This is a genomic window from Vibrio sp. R15-SG3-ISO1A, assembly GCF_059833955.1.
Map to the genome: position 1 here is coordinate 1 of NZ_JCBDGH010000079.1, position 14,897 is coordinate 14,897.

Annotated in this window: 14 protein-coding genes; 5 read left to right on the forward strand and 9 right to left on the reverse strand. The window is 49.2% G+C overall.

Annotated elements, in window-relative coordinates; translation table 11 throughout:
* Positions 1 to 291: hypothetical protein (locus tag AC6R0L_RS13120; protein WP_500629385.1), on the forward strand; the 291-nt coding region annotated here is incomplete at its 5' end.
* 161 nt (positions 292 to 452) lie between these two features.
* Entirely contained in the window at positions 453 to 1,067 is a 615-nt protein-coding gene (locus AC6R0L_RS13125; protein ID WP_334552071.1) for a response regulator, read from the forward strand.
* Positions 1,068 to 1,078: 11 nt separating this feature from the next.
* Here the strand turns inward: AC6R0L_RS13125 and AC6R0L_RS13130 are convergent, their stop codons facing one another.
* On the reverse strand, positions 1,079 to 1,975 hold the full coding sequence (locus tag AC6R0L_RS13130; protein WP_500629386.1) for a LysR family transcriptional regulator: 897 nt from the start codon (positions 1,973 to 1,975) through the stop codon (positions 1,079 to 1,081).
* 303 nt (positions 1,976 to 2,278) lie between these two features.
* Between AC6R0L_RS13130 and AC6R0L_RS13135 the strand changes: the two genes are divergently transcribed.
* Positions 2,279 to 4,057: an EAL domain-containing protein gene (locus tag AC6R0L_RS13135; protein ID WP_500629387.1), complete on the forward strand. Its 1,779-nt coding sequence runs from the start codon at positions 2,279 to 2,281 to the stop codon at positions 4,055 to 4,057.
* Between the two features lie 70 nt (positions 4,058 to 4,127).
* Here AC6R0L_RS13135 and AC6R0L_RS13140 read toward each other — a convergent pair whose 3' ends face one another.
* From AC6R0L_RS13140 to AC6R0L_RS13160, 5 genes are all read right to left on the reverse strand, one after another.
* A complete protein-coding gene (locus tag AC6R0L_RS13140; RefSeq protein WP_500629388.1) occupies positions 4,128 to 5,720 on the reverse strand; it encodes an ABC transporter ATP-binding protein in 1,593 nt (530 codons plus the stop codon).
* 2 nt (positions 5,721 to 5,722) lie between these two features.
* The gene (locus tag AC6R0L_RS13145) at positions 5,723 to 6,760 is read right to left on the reverse strand and encodes an ABC transporter permease (RefSeq protein WP_334552075.1); all 1,038 of its coding nucleotides are present in this window, start codon (positions 6,758 to 6,760) and stop codon (positions 5,723 to 5,725) included.
* A complete protein-coding gene (locus AC6R0L_RS13150) occupies positions 6,760 to 7,848 on the reverse strand; it encodes a microcin C ABC transporter permease YejB (RefSeq protein ID WP_500629389.1) in 1,089 nt (362 codons plus the stop codon). The genes AC6R0L_RS13145 and AC6R0L_RS13150 overlap by 1 nt, the downstream gene beginning before the upstream one ends.
* Before the next feature lie 41 nt (positions 7,849 to 7,889).
* Complete coding sequence (locus AC6R0L_RS13155) at positions 7,890 to 9,665, reverse strand: extracellular solute-binding protein (RefSeq protein WP_500629394.1); 1,776 nt, start codon at positions 9,663 to 9,665, stop codon at positions 7,890 to 7,892.
* 241 nt (positions 9,666 to 9,906) lie between these two features.
* A complete protein-coding gene (locus AC6R0L_RS13160) occupies positions 9,907 to 10,572 on the reverse strand; it encodes an SH3 domain-containing protein (protein WP_500629390.1) in 666 nt (221 codons plus the stop codon).
* Between the two features lie 225 nt (positions 10,573 to 10,797).
* Between AC6R0L_RS13160 and AC6R0L_RS13165 the strand changes: the two genes are divergently transcribed.
* Positions 10,798 to 11,112 (forward strand): hypothetical protein, encoded by a 315-nt coding sequence (locus AC6R0L_RS13165; protein ID WP_334552078.1) that lies wholly within the window; start codon positions 10,798 to 10,800, stop codon positions 11,110 to 11,112.
* A 68-nt stretch (positions 11,113 to 11,180) separates the two neighbouring features.
* Here the strand turns inward: AC6R0L_RS13165 and AC6R0L_RS13170 are convergent, their stop codons facing one another.
* Together AC6R0L_RS13170 and phhA are read right to left on the reverse strand one after the other, a co-directional pair.
* Positions 11,181 to 11,507: a 4a-hydroxytetrahydrobiopterin dehydratase gene (locus AC6R0L_RS13170; RefSeq protein ID WP_334552079.1), complete on the reverse strand. Its 327-nt coding sequence runs from the start codon at positions 11,505 to 11,507 to the stop codon at positions 11,181 to 11,183.
* Positions 11,497 to 12,291, reverse strand: coding sequence for a phenylalanine 4-monooxygenase (gene phhA, locus AC6R0L_RS13175; protein ID WP_500629391.1), 795 nt, complete (start codon positions 12,289 to 12,291; stop codon positions 11,497 to 11,499). The genes AC6R0L_RS13170 and phhA overlap by 11 nt, the downstream gene beginning before the upstream one ends.
* Positions 12,292 to 12,516: 225 nt before the next feature.
* Here phhA and AC6R0L_RS13180 point away from each other — a divergent pair, with 225 nt between their 5' ends.
* Positions 12,517 to 14,505 (forward strand): acetoacetate--CoA ligase, encoded by a 1,989-nt coding sequence (locus AC6R0L_RS13180; RefSeq protein ID WP_500629392.1) that lies wholly within the window; start codon positions 12,517 to 12,519, stop codon positions 14,503 to 14,505.
* A gap of 28 nt (positions 14,506 to 14,533) precedes the next feature.
* On the opposite strand, the gene AC6R0L_RS13185 is transcribed toward AC6R0L_RS13180, so the two are convergent.
* Positions 14,534 to 14,897: class I SAM-dependent methyltransferase (locus tag AC6R0L_RS13185; RefSeq protein ID WP_500629393.1), on the reverse strand; the 364-nt coding region annotated here is incomplete at its 5' end.

Below are 14,897 nucleotides of genomic sequence, written 5' to 3' on the forward strand. Positions count from 1 at the left end.
CAGTACTACATCATCATTTGTGCCGATGGTGAAAGCAGCGGTGTCAACGACTACTACTATGCTGATGACACAGTCGAAAAGCACAACATCGAGCATTCGATGGATGCCACGCAGCCAAGCGCACTGGAACTTGAGGAAGACCGATCCGTCTCCCCGAATCGGGCGTCAGCAACGGCCACTGAACAGAGCCCTTCACGCAAGCCTGAACCAGCGAGCGCACAAACATCATCGACACCCGATAAGCCAGCACCAGGCAAAAGTGGCGGACGTAAGTCGATCGACTTCTTCTAAGAGATTGATAATGTCGGCATGTTGACCCGTTGACATGCCGCTGACTAACTTTCCGAAACGGAAATTCCTCTTTTCCACACTGTCTTTCAGATTTGGATTACATTAACGCCATCGATTAGTGCATGGATGCGTTTCACGTAAATCAATAAGAGAGATAAAAGATGAACGCACAGCTCAACACACCGTTTACCACACTCATCATCGACCGTCAGCCCATGTTTCAAGAAGCGCTTACTCAGGTCATTGAGACACTTTTTCCGAATGCACAGGTGGAAGCGACCAGCTCGTCACTAAGCGCACTGCAATATTTGCGTCAACACCCCTGCCATTTGGTGGTGCTTGATGTTGAACTCGACAACTCTGACGGTTTTGAATTCGTGCGCCGCGCCCGAGCTCGCGGTTACACAGGCAAAATTGTGTTTGTCTCTGGCCACCATCACCCACTCTATTCCGATACGGCGCATAAAATTGGCGCCAATGGCTTTGTATTAAAAACAGAATCGACCACCACCATTGCCGAATCGATCAATAGCGTGGTGCGTGGCTACTTGGTTTTCAAGCAAGACGCTGAGCAAAGTGCAAAACATCCGGCGCTCTCAAGTCGAGAAACCATCGTGCTCAACTACTTGATTCAAGGCTACTCGAACAAGCGGATTTCTGAGCTACTCTCTTTGAGCTCGAAAACCATTAGTACCTATAAGACCCGAATTCTCGATAAGTACCAAGTTGAGTCCATCATCGAGTTGACTCGTCTGCAAAATCAGCTCGCCGCCTAAGTACGATAGATTTAACCGGAGAACACGTGCTGCTTGAGTTTACTCACCAGCAGATCGTGTAATGGGCTCCCTCGATTCTTTAAGCGAGATATGCTGACAATCGGGGGCAGCGGCGTTTCCATTAGGCTATCAGGGAGCACTGTCACCGCCAGATTTGGCCGCTTGGTCAGCGCGGGAAGCTTAGGTAAGAAAGCGGCGCACTCGATCTCATCAAGTACCTCAAACAAACAGGTCATATTGTCTACGGTCGCGATGTCATCGATGGCAATGCCGCGCTCTGCCAATGCCACTTTGGTGGCGGCTTTCGAATGCTGCCACCCTTTCATTTCCATTAATACAAACGGCATCGCAAGCAAATCGTCTAGAGTTCGCCCAGCATAGCGCTTGGCGCATATAATACTGGCATCACACTGCCCGAGCCTGTGCTGGTAGAGGTTCTTCGTCAAGTCACTGTTAAAGTATTGAACGCCAATATCGACTTTATCATCAAGAATGTGGCTGACCGAATAGTCATTCCAAGTGGTGATATCAATCGGCGCGCGTGGGAACGTGTCGAGCAAGTCAATCAGAAGATCTTTACCTACCAAATATTGCACCACGCTCGGCAAAGCGATTTTTATCGGCTTTTGATACAACTGAGGTTCAAACGTTTTGTCTTGTACCGAATATTGGATAAGCTCCAATCCTTGCTCAACACCAGGCAAAAGCTTGAGCGTGAACTCAGTGGGCTCAAACTCGTGTGCTCCTCTGACAAATAAAGGGTCACCAAGCTGCTCTCGCAACTTAGCGAGATGCTTACTGACCGCACTTTCGGTTTTTCCCAACTCTTTTGCGACCGGTTTTAACTGCTTATGTTTCGCCAACAGCAGCAATACTTTAAGTAAATTGAGATCAAGCTGAGACTTCATAATAAGAGACGAGTTTGATAGTTTTGGATAATGCCACCGTAGCACAATCCACTATACTCGCCAATGCGCAGCGCCTTAGGTGATTCTCTTCACACATTCATCAATATTATTGAATGATCACTCAATAATATGGTCTATTCACTGCATCTATATCAAAATTAATAGAGAATCGTTATCAGTTAACGCGCTTCTTGTTGGCAGTAGCATCAAATGTATGAAACAATGTTCAAAATTTTTGCTTAACACAGATAACCACAATAAAATCAATGATTAAGCAATCTAAGGCTAGGTCTTTATTTCGATATGTCTAAGTACACCATTCACAGTCTGTTTGATACGCTCAAAGCTGCAGAAGAGGCTGAAAGCGGCGGTGCGGTAGAGTCGATTGACCATAACGCCGAGCATCCTCTCTCTGGCGCTCAGCTCGACGGCCTAATGGACAACCACTTTAAGCACATGTTTGATGTGTTTAATGACGGTATCTTTTATATGTCCGACAATGAACATGTCTGCTTTTATAGCCCCGCCTTTTATCGCCGATTTGGCATCAATACCGGCCATTCTTGTTTGAACGAGTGGCTGAAACTGGTGCATCCGTTGGACAGAGAAATGCTCGATGGTCGCGTCGATGAGCACATCGCGCAAGACAACCTCAAAATGACCACGCAATATCGTATTCGCGCCACCACCGGCGACTACGTTTGGCTAGAAGCGACGTCTATCACCAAAACCATCAACGGTAAGCGTTTTATGGTTGGGTGCCACAAAGACATCTCACAACAAAAAGATATGGAAGCGTTTTTACGTCACACGTCGCTGTTTGATATTCCGACGGGCCTTGCCAACGAGCAAAAACTGACACTCGATCTTAACCAGCTGACCGCGCCGGAGGGCGAACAGTATCATCTACTGAATATCCATGTTAGCGATCTGCGTACCTACCTTAGCCTGTATGGCTCACAGAGTATGCGCGATGTGCTCAATCACCTGTTGATCAGCCTAAAAACACTGCCTGATGTGTTTGTGGATATTTACCGTATTCGCTCTGATGACTTTGTGATTCTATGTCAAGGTGACTACACCACCGCTGCACTGAACGATCTCGCCCAGCGCATTATTACGCAGTACCAAAATGCGCTCAACGAACAGGGCGTGTTGTACGGCCGTGATATGGTGATAGGCATCTACCCTAACTTCCCTACCGATGCCGCGCCAGAAGATACCCTTAAAATCGCTGCGCGTACCTGCCACTTTGCACTGGAACAAGGTGACGGAATCATCAGCGTTTATGATGACAAAACCAAAGATAAGGTCGATCGCCACTTCTACATCGAACGTGAACTTGGTGAGGCAATTCAAGGCGAAACGCTGAACGTGAAGTTTCAGCCTATTATTTGTACCCAGCAAAACCGCGTGGCCAGCTTTGAAGCACTCGTACGCTGGAAAAGCCGTGAGATGGGGGAAATTTACCCCGACGAGTTTATAGCGCTAGCGGAAAAGAAAGGCTTAGTGTCTGAATTGGGCTACTTTGTGTTTGCCAAAGCCTGCGAGTTCATCAAAGCCTACTCACAGCAACATCAATCGAGCGTTCGGGTGAATATCAACGTATCCGTATTGCAGTTGCTGCAACAGGATTTTCCGAGAAAAATTAAAGCCATGGCAGACCACTGCGGCGTGCCTACGAGCAGCATTGTGCTAGAGCTGACCGAAACTATCATCCTTGATGGCAATCAGAGTGCTTTTGACCAACTCTACCGCCTCAATGGTTATGGTTTCTTACTCTCGTTAGACGATTTCGGATCCGGCTACAGCTCTCTCAATAGTTTTTTTGACCTGCCCCTAAAACAGATCAAAGTCGACAAATCCATCGCGTGGCGCTCGCTGCAAAACCCCGCTACCTTCGAGTATCTCGCCTTCATCACTAAGCTGTGCAAAAGCTACAGCGTCGATATTGTCATTGAGGGAATAGAGAGCGCCGAAATGCAGCGAATCTTCACTGATATGGGCGCGTCCTACTTGCAAGGCTATTGGTTTTCAAAACCGCTCTCTCTGGCGAGCGCCAGTCGCTACACCACCATTTAGCGCGACAACACCGTTTGACCAACACGCTGATACTGACCTCTATGATTGCTGCCTAAAACACCCTGACTCGCTAAAACGACGACAGCGTGACCAACTCCTGCGTGTAAGGATGAGCGGGTGAGGTAAACAACTGCTGCGTCTCTCCTTGATCGACAATCTGCCCCTGTTTCATCACTATGGTGTAATGGCACAAGGATTTCACGACATTGAGATCGTGGCTAATGAACAAATAGCTCAGCTGATACTTCTCTTGCAGCGATTTGAGCAAATCGAGCACTTGAGCTTGCACGGTTCTATCGAGTGACGAGGTCGGCTCATCAAGCAAAATGAATTCTGGCTTGAGCACCAACGCTCGAGCGATGGCGATGCGCTGACGCTGCCCACCGGAAAACTCATTGGGATAACGGTGACGAGTGTTCGGATCCAAATCCACTTCTTTCATCACTTCGCAGATTTGTTCATCGACCTCTTCATCACTCCATTGCTTGTGCACGCGCAATCCTTCCCCAATCACTTCAGACACCGACATTCTTGGGTTGAGCGCTGAGAACGGGTCTTGAAACACCACTTGCATTTTGCTGCGAAATGGCAGCATACCCGCGCGATCGAGCGTGTCCAGTGCGTGTCCTTGATACTCAATATGCCCTTGCGAGTGGACCAATTTGAGAATCGCCATACCTGTGGTCGATTTCCCCGAGCCACTCTCGCCAACCAATCCAATGGAGTGACCTTTGCGTAAAGTAAAGCTCATCTCTGTCACGGCTTTCACGTGATCCACTACCCGCTTAAACAGACCACCCGTGATGGGAAACCACACTTTCAACTGATCCACTGTCAACAAAGCGGGCGAGTCAGGTTCAACCGGAACAGGTAAGCCTCTAGGGTCTGAGTGAATCAGCTTTTGCGTGTAGGGGTGGGTCGGGTTTTGAAAGATCGCTTTGCACTCCCCTGTCTCGACTAAATGTCCGTGTTGCATGACGGCCACTCGGTCCGCAATACGGCGAACGATACTCAGATCATGAGTGATAAACAGCATCGCCATGCCCATCTCTTGTTGCAGCGCTTTGAGCAGATCCAGAATTTGCGCTTGGACAGAAACATCGAGCGCTGTTGTCGGCTCATCGGCAATCAGCAGCTCAGGCTCATTAATTAACGCCATCGCAATCATTACGCGCTGACGTTCTCCCCCCGACAACTCATGCGGATAGGCCTGTATTTTTTGCTCAGGATGACGAATTCCGACTTTTCCTAGCCACTCAATGGCTCGCTGTTGCGCTTGAGTCGTACGCATGCCACGGTGAATCGCTAAGGTCTCAACCAGTTGTTTGCCAACCTTATGCAGCGGATTTAACGACACCATAGGCTCTTGGAAAATCATCCCAATTCGACCGCCGCGAATACCACGTAACTGACGCTCTGAACAACTGAGCATGTCAATGCCATCAAACTGAATGCTTCCTTCCAGATAATGGGCTGAACCTTTTGGCAACAGCTTGAGAATCGAATTGGCTGTCACCGACTTACCTGAGCCGCTCTCGCCCACCAAGGCGAGCGTCTCCCCTTTGGCGACATTGAGTGACACTTTATGAGTGACCGTCAGAGGCGCATCACCGGCACCAAAGCCCACCGATAAACCGTCTATGTGTAAAATAGGAGTACTCATGATTATCGTCCTTGGTGGTGGGGGTCAAACGCGTCACGTACCGCTTCGCCGACGAAAACGAGCAAGGTTAACATGATAGAGAGAACAAAGAAGGCCGAAAAACCGAGCCACGGCGCCTGCAAATTGGCTTTACCTTGCGCCAGTAACTCACCCAGTGATGGCGAACCGGCCGGTAAACCAAAGCCAAGGAAGTCAAGCGAGGTTAATGTTGTGACCGAACCGGATAAGATAAACGGCATCATGGTCAGTGAGGCGACCATCGCATTGGGCAACATGTGGCGACGCATGATGCGCCCGTCGCTGACGCCCATTGCATGCGCGGCGCGGACATAATCAAAATTTCGGCAACGTAAGAATTCGGCTCGCACCACGCCAACTAAGCTCATCCAACTGAACGCCACCATAATCCCCAGTAACCACCAGAAATTCGGCTCGACAAAGCTCGACAAAATGATCAGTAAAAACAGGGTCGGCATTCCAGACCAAATTTCGATAAAACGCTGACCCAACAGATCCAGCCAACCACCGTAGTAGCCTTGCGTCGCGCCGACGGCAACACCAATCACGCTGGAAATGATGGTCAACACAAAACCAAACAGCACCGAAATTCGAAAACCGTAAATGATTCGGGCCAGTACGTCGCGGCCTTTGTCATCCGTGCCGAGCCAATTGACGCTATCGGGCGCCGATGGGACGCTACCGGAAATATCAAAATTGATCGTATCGTAACTGAAACGGATCAGAGGCCAAATCAGATAGCCCTTCTCTTCAATGAGTTCAATCACATACGGATCGGTGTAATCGGCTTCGGTCTCAAACTCACCGCCAAACTCCGTTTCTGCGTATTGTTGAACGATAGGAAAATACCACTGCTGATCGTACTCCACCAGCAATGGCTTATCGTTGGCAATCAGCTCGGCAAACAAACTCACGGTAAATAAAACCAAGAAGATCCACAACGACCAAAATCCGCGCTTATTAGCCTTAAAGCGCTGCCAGCGAGCTTCGTTGAGCGGGTTACGTCTTTTCTTCGCTTGCATTAGCGCGCCTCAAAATCAATTCTTGGGTCAACCCAGGTATAGGTCAGATCGGAAATAATACTCAGCAGCAGTCCGAGCAGCGTCATGATGTAGAGCGAGCTAAACACCACCGGATAGTCCCGCTGTATGGTCGACTCGAAACCAAGTAGACCTATGCCCTCAAGAGAGAACATGACTTCAATCAGCATCGAGCCGGTAAAAAAGATGCTGATAAATGCCGCAGGAAAACCCGCGATAATGATGAGCATGGCGTTGCGAAACACGTGCTTGTACAAGATAGAGCGGTCGTCCAATCCTTTTGCCCGCGCCGTCACCACATACTGTTTGTTGATCTCATCCAGAAACGAGTTCTTGGTCAGCATGCTGAGCGTCGCAAAGCCGCCAATCACCATCGCACAAATCGGCAGCGCCAAATGCCAAAAATAGTCGAGGATTTGTTCATACCAACTCAGCTGCTCAAAGTTGGCCGACACCAAGCCACGCAAGGGAAACCAGCTAAAGTAGTTGCCACTGGCAAACAAAATAATAAGGATGATGGCGAACAAGAAACCGGGGATGGCGTAACCGATGATCACCAGCGCACTGGACCAAATATCAAAGCGACTACCATGATGAATCGCTTTTAGAATCCCCAAAGGAATCGAGATCAAATAAATGATCAACGTGCTCCAAAGCCCTAGGGAGATGGAGACGGGCAACCGCTCGACAATCAAATCGATGACGTTACCGCCTTTAAACAGACTTTCACCAAAATTAAAAGTCGCGTAGTTTTTGAGCATCTCGACATAGCGCTCAAGCAGCGGCTTATCAAAACCAAACTGGACTTTAATCGCCTCCACCACTTCGGGATCCAAACCGCGAGAGCCTTTATAACCACTCACGGCATTGTCATTGGAGACACTCAGGTCGACTTCGCTCCCACCGCCGGCAAAACGCTCCATAACACCAGAACCGAGCCCTTCCATCTGGGCTAACGCTTGCTCGACAGGGCCACCTGGCGCTATTTGAATAATAAAGAAATTGATGGTGATGATCGCCCACAAGGTGGGGATCACCAACAAAAGTCGTCGAAATATATACGCTGCCATGTTTCCCTCGAATTGGCCTTGGTCAATATCGCCTTACAGGTTTAGCGGCGCTTTTCTGGCAATTTGTCCGCTTTTTGTTTATCGACCCACCAAGTGTCAACGCCAAGGTCGTATTTGGGCGTCACAGATGGGCGTCCAAACTTATCCCACATCGCAACGCGGTACTCGCCAACATGCCACTGTGGAATCACATAAAAGTTCCATTGCAGTACGCGATCGAGCGCCTTACCCAGTGACAACAACGCCTGCGTATCTTGCTGACTGTTGGAAATCTCAAGCGTCAACGCATCCACGACGGGGTCCATCACACCGGCAGTGTTGTAGGTGGAGTCAATGTAGTTAGAGTTCCAAACGATCATTAAGTTCGGACTTGGATAAGGATTGGCGCTGTAAGACGATGACACCATATCAAAATCTCGGTCACGCAAGCGTTTGATATATTGGGTGGTATCCACCGAGCGAATGTTCATCTCTACGCCCATGAGCTTGAGATTTTTTTGCAATGGAATCGCAATACGCTCCGTGGTTGGACTGTATATCAGCAGTTCAAAGGTGAGCGGTTGACCAGTCTCTTTGTTCGTCATCACTTTGTCTTTAAGTGCCCAACCCGCTTCATCGAGCAGTTTAAACGCCACTCTAAGCTGGGCGCGAATTCGACCACTGCCGTCGGTGACTGGCGGCTGATAATCCTGGGTAAACACTCGCGCTGGCACTTGAGATTTATAAGGTTCAAGCACCGCTAATTCGTCCTCATCAGGAAGCCCTTTAGCTTCATAGTCAGTATTTTGAAAATAGCTGCGCGTGCGACTGTATTGACCATAGAACATGTTTTTGTTCATCCACTCAAAGTCCATCGCGTAAGAGAGCGCTTCTCGAACCTTAGGGTCGCTAAACAGATCACGCTGGGTGTTAAACACGAACCCTTGGGTGTTCTCTGGCTTCTCATGAGGGATCTCTTGTTTAACAATGTATCCCTTATCAAAGTTGATCCCTGTGTAAGAATTCGCCCAAAACTTGGCGGAATTCTCGAGACGAAAATCAAATTCGCCCGCTTTAAACGCCTCGAGCATCACGGTGTCATCGCGGTAATAGTCGTATTGAATCTGAGCAAAGTTATCGCGCCCCACATTGACGGGAAGATCGCGTGCCCAGTAATCCTCTACCAATGAATAGGTAACGCTCTGGCCAGATTGATAATCGGTGACTTGATAGGCACCACTGCCGATAGGTGGCGTCGATAACGGTTCGGAGAGGTTTTTGTCCTGCCAAAAATGTTTAGGCAGCACGCGCGTGGACTGCGCAAAGCTAAACAACTTTTCTCGATTGGGCGTCGCCATCTCAATGCGCACCGTGAGATCATCTTTAGCGGTCACAGATTGAATGTCTTGATAATAGACGCGGTATTGCGGCACCCCCTCTTTCATAAACTTATCGAAGGTAAAGGCGACGTCATGTGCAGTAATAGGCTGACCGTCGTGAAAGCGTGCTTTCGGGTTGATGTCGAGCTCTAACCAGCGGTAGTCATCCGAGTATCGGACACGCTGTGCAATTAAGGGGTAATAAGCATCGATCTCATCGCTTGGAGAGAACATTAAGGGATCGTATAGCTCGCCACTGGCCGCCGCCGCAACCCCGCGAGAAGCGTAACGGTTAAAGTTATCGAACGTGCCGACTTGTCCATACGTCACTTTGCCGTATTTGGGGGCGTCTGGATTGACATAATCAAAGTGGGTGAAATCTTGCGGATATTTTGCTTCACCAAATCCCACCAGTGTCGTGGTTTCAATGATAGCCGCATATGACGTGGCCATGTGCATCGCAAACGCGACGGCAACTAGGGTGCGCGTGATCGTGCCCATCGTTCTCTCCCTTTATTATCCTTTCCTGTCAACGAGGCCAACTCGACCTCGTTAAGCCTACTATGTCCATCAAACTATGAGCACAAGACCGTACTCAGAGCACATAGTTTAGCAATTCAAATACTTGGATAAGTATATACGTAACTCCCGCCAAGATGTAAGCATCTGTGCGTCATGGTTTCGTCAATGTGTTTGGGGATCAGCGATAGAAGATTTCGCCCGTTTGTGCGTTGAGATAAATTTTGTTCGCCTGTTTCAAACCGCCGCAATAGACAAAGTAGATATCGTCGCTACTGAAGGTAATAGAACGCACCCAACCGCCCAACTCTTCGAAGTCTTCTGGCGAGCAAGTTCCCTCTTTGAGCAAACTGTCGGTGGACTGGATAAAGCGGTCAAAAAAGGTTTTAAAATCGTCGGAATTTTCGATGTAGCCACTGACCGTCTCAATACGCTCTTCACGAGTGATCGTGGGCGCAACCTCGAGCAGTGCCTCCATCGGCACCCATTCAGCGACCTCCGGGCCCCCTTCTTCATACACGTAATAGGGGGAAATGCGTCCCCAACCGTCTTTTTTTTCCAAAACATGCAGTTTATCGCCGCGATACACAACACTCTCGATAAACGCCTGTTTATCGGGTTGCTCACGCACCCCAAGTTTGGCTGGGTTCACGTAATAATCTGTGATGGGCTCGGGTTCTGGCTCAGGTGGCGCTTTTTTTTCCACAGGCTTTGGTGCCTCGGGCTCCGACTCTTGTGCGGCGAGTGCCAACGCATCTTGTTGAGGCTTGTAATAAAAGATGTAATAACCGCCACCGGCACAAGCAATACCGACAAGCAGCAACAACACCATGATGATTTTTTTCATAGTTCCATACGCAAGCGCTTTGTCGTTACTGTAAAGAGTATAGCGACCATTATCAGTAACTCTTTAGCTTTGTACACAAGTTAAACAAAACTACGTTCAATTTTTTCGAACTAGTCCAACTAAAAACCATGATTTTTCGTGACCGGAATCACATTTAATATTCCTATCAAGCGCTGAGACAGACTCCAGCAAACTTAATTCCACCTACTTGTTGAGGAATACTCTATGAAAACTATCATCACCACTCTTGCACTCTCTTTAGTTACTGCAACATCAGCATTTGCTGCCGACAGCCACAACTACACCCTTGATGTAGCAACAGCAAATCACGGCGCAATCGTCACGGTACTTGACAACGGACAACCCGTCAGTGGTGTTGACGTCACTGTCCGTGGCAACGGTGTCAAACATTTCGTCAGTGGTTCAAAAGGGACATTCTACGCCGCTAACTTGTTTGATAACGGCCGCACTTTCACGTTCGAAATTATTGATGGCGATAAAACACTCGCCAAAGAGCAGCGTTACCTGACCGCAAACTAATACGCCGCACTGAGAAACGACGACGCCCCTCACAAGCCGAATGCTAGTGAGGGGCGTTAGGCTATCCGTTAAAAGCGGTCACACTTGGCCGCGCAGATAAAGTCGTTTTGGTGCAAGCCTTTGATGGAATGGCTCCACCAGGTGACGGTGACCTTTCCCCACTCCAACAGTAGTGAGGGGTGGTGGAACTCCTCTTCAGCAAGCTGAGACACTTTATTGGCGAAGGCCCACGCCAGTTGATAATTTTTAAAGCGATACTCTTTTTCCAATTGGGGGATGCCGTCTCGATCAACGATTTTCCATCCCTCCAACTCCGTTAATAGCAGTCTTCGTTCCTCAGGGCCGAGGGGGGTGGCATCACTGTGGCACGCTTCACAACGCAATTCATTCAACATGGGAGGTTTCCTTTGGTTCAAATAGTGGAGGGAGTAAGCCAGCTTGCATTGCCTGCTTGACGTGGGCCATTAAGTCCATGTTGCTCAGGGTATACAACTGCTTAAGATCCTCTAAAACAAAATATTGTGGCTGCATGATGTCAATTCGATAGGGCGTACGCAGCACAGTGTGGAGGTCAAAAGGGGTTCGTTTTGCACTCGCGTCATCCAATGCATACACGGTTTCACCGGGCGAAGAGAGAATCCCCCCGCCGTAAATCTTGGTGGCCCCGGCTTCTTTCACCAAGCCGAACTCGACCGTAAACCAGTACAGTCTTGCGAGATAGACACGCTCTTCTGGTGTTGCCGCTAACCCCATTTGGCCATAGGTGTGCGTGTAAGAGGCAAAATCGGGATGAGTAAGCATGGCGCAATGGCCGAATATTTCATGAAAAAAGTCTGGCTCTTGGAGGTAGTCGAACTCTTGTCGTGAGCGTAAAAACGTCGCGACAGGAAATTTCTTTTGCGCCAAGAGCGCAAAGAACTTATCAAAACTGATCAACGCTGCCACTGGCTCCACTTGCCAGCCAGTTTCTCTGGCGAGTACGCGGTTAATGTCGCGCAGTGCCGGGACTCGGTCTCGGGGCAAATCCAGCAGCTTAAGGCCATCTAGGTAGGCTTGGCATGCGCGGGTTTGTACGACCGCCAACTGGCGCTCAACCAGGGCTTGCCAAATCTGATGTTCTTCTGCCGTCCAGTCGATCTGCCCTTGCGCATCGACAGGCTTAGAGTGATACGAGGTCATGATGTCAATCCATAACAATTTTGTTACATAAAGCGTATCCATACCGACATTGAGTGACAATCATGGCTTGTTCAATCACCGCTCAACCCAATGTAACAAATATTTTACATTTTCCATTTTTTTACTTGTTTTTCATGGATATGAAAAGAAGTGCAAGGTTTGACTTTGGCGATATTTGCACCAAAAATCAAAACAACGAAAACAATAAACACGCTGGATACGCCAATGACTGACTCTTCTGCTCTCTCCCCCAAACTGCTTTGGTCACCCACGACTGAGCGACAACGCAACGCCAACATGGCGCAATTCATTCAGCACATCAACATGCAAGGCCAAGCTATTGAGTCTTATCAGGATTTGCATACTTGGTCTGTTGAAAACCCTAACCAGTTTTGGCTCGAAATTTGGCAAGTCTGTGACGTGATTGGCTATCGCGGTGAGTGTATTAAGGGAGAAGGTCTAGCGAAACACGGTCAATTTAGTGCCAGTCGAGACACCATCTGGTTCCCTCAAGCACAGCTCAATTACGCAGAAAACTTACTCGCCTATGCGTATCAACGTCCAAACAATCCGGCGATTTGGTTTCACAATGAATCTGGCGTAGAAACGCAGCTGAGTTGGCAAGCCTTGTGCGATCAAGTCTCCATCGTACAGCAGTGGCTGCGTCACAATGGCGTCGAGCGAGGTGACGTGGTTGCTGGCTACCTACCACACTGCCCTCAAGCGGTGATTGCTATGCTGGCAACCACCAGCCTCGGCGCGGTGTGGACCTCTACCTCTCCTGATTTTGGTGTAGACAGTGTGGTCGAGCGCTTTGGTCAGGTACAACCTAAGATCTTGTTTTGCTGCAATGGCTATCAATTCAGTGGCAAAACCCACTCTATGGTGGAGAAAAATGGCCAGATCTGCGACGCCATTTCGAGCATTACCAACACCTGTCAGATTGAATACCTCGCGGATCACGCCTGTGATCTGTTTTTCAACGAGGGCTTTTCCGATTGGGAGTCGGTGCTGTCGAGTTGTTTACCAAGGGGCATTGAATTCGCACGGGTCGGCTTTAACGATCCGCTCTTCATCCTCTACTCCTCTGGCACCACGGGCAAACCCAAATGCATCGTCCACAGTGTCGGGGGAACCACATTGAATCACCTCAAGGAGCATCAATTGCATTGCGACATCAAACCCAATGATCGTGTGTTTTATTACACCACGTGCGGTTGGATGATGTGGAACTGGCATGTCTCTGCCCTTGCCAGTGGCGCAACCTTAGTGATTTATGATGGTAGTCCCGTTTATCCAACGCCAGCGACACTATGGTCACTGGCTGAACGCGCGCAAGTCAGCCTATTTGGCACGTCAGCCAAATATCTAGAAGCGATTGAGAAAGCTGACTACACGCCAAAAAATGACGTGAACCTGTCGTCACTAAAGACATTGTGTTCAACCGGTTCGGTGCTCTACCCCAACCAATATCACTATGTGTACGATAAGATTAAATCCGATCTCCATCTCGCATCGATTTCGGGGGGAACGGACATTTGTGGCTGCTTTGTCCTGGGTAACCCGTTGTCACCCGTTTATGTAGGCGAGTGTCAGGGCCCCGGACTTGGGCTGGATGTCGCTGTGTTTGATGAAGAGGGACAAGCCGTGACAGATCAACGCGGCGAGTTAGTCTGTCGCAACAGCTTTCCCAACCAACCGCTCGGCTTTTGGCACGACGATGGCCGTCGCTATCATCAAGCATATTGGGCGAGATTTGCCAACACTTGGCATCATGGTGATGACGTTCAAATGAGTCAAACCGGTGGTGTACGCTTTTTTGGCCGTAGTGATGCCACCCTCAACCCGGGTGGCGTCAGGATCGGCAGCGCTGAAATTTATCAGCAAGTGAACCAGTTGCCCGAAGTCCTTGATTCTATCGCGGTTGGGCGCGTAGAAAACGGAGACGAAACCATTGTCCTGTTCGTCCAGTTAGCGGAGGGGGTAACGCTCGATGAGAGACTCAAAGCCGCCATCACCACTCGACTCAGAAGCCAATGTTCACCACGCCACGTACCCAGCGAAATTTACGCGTTGAGTGATATACCCAAAACCAAATCTGGCAAGTTGGTTGAACTGGCGGTGAAGCAAGTGCTTCATGGCGAGACAATAAAAAACCTCGGTGCTATTGCTAACCCCGAGGTTTTAGAAGAAGTTCGTCGCTATCAGCATTAAGTGCAAAGACACTCAAGCTCTTAGCGAATTATTTTTTGGCTATCGCCATCAAAACCGGCAGCTTACCGTGTGGGGTATCTATCGCGAACGGTACAGAAGTCAGCACTTCGCTAAAACCCACACCGGTGAGCACTTGGTTAACGTGCTCCTTGCTCATTCCGCCCTCTTGATTGCCGTCAGAGAGCCAATCCCAATGAACAAAGTGGCCACCGGCATCAAGTAGGCTGTAAACCACGTCGGCGGTTTCCGCGTAGTTAGGAAGAAAACTGCACACCGAGGAGGCCACGACGAGATCAAACTGGTGTCGAAAAGCCGGGTGCATGGCGACTAAGCCGCGTGAAAGAATATCGACGACGGGCTCAACATTGGCGAGCTCTTTGAGATCGAGTTGT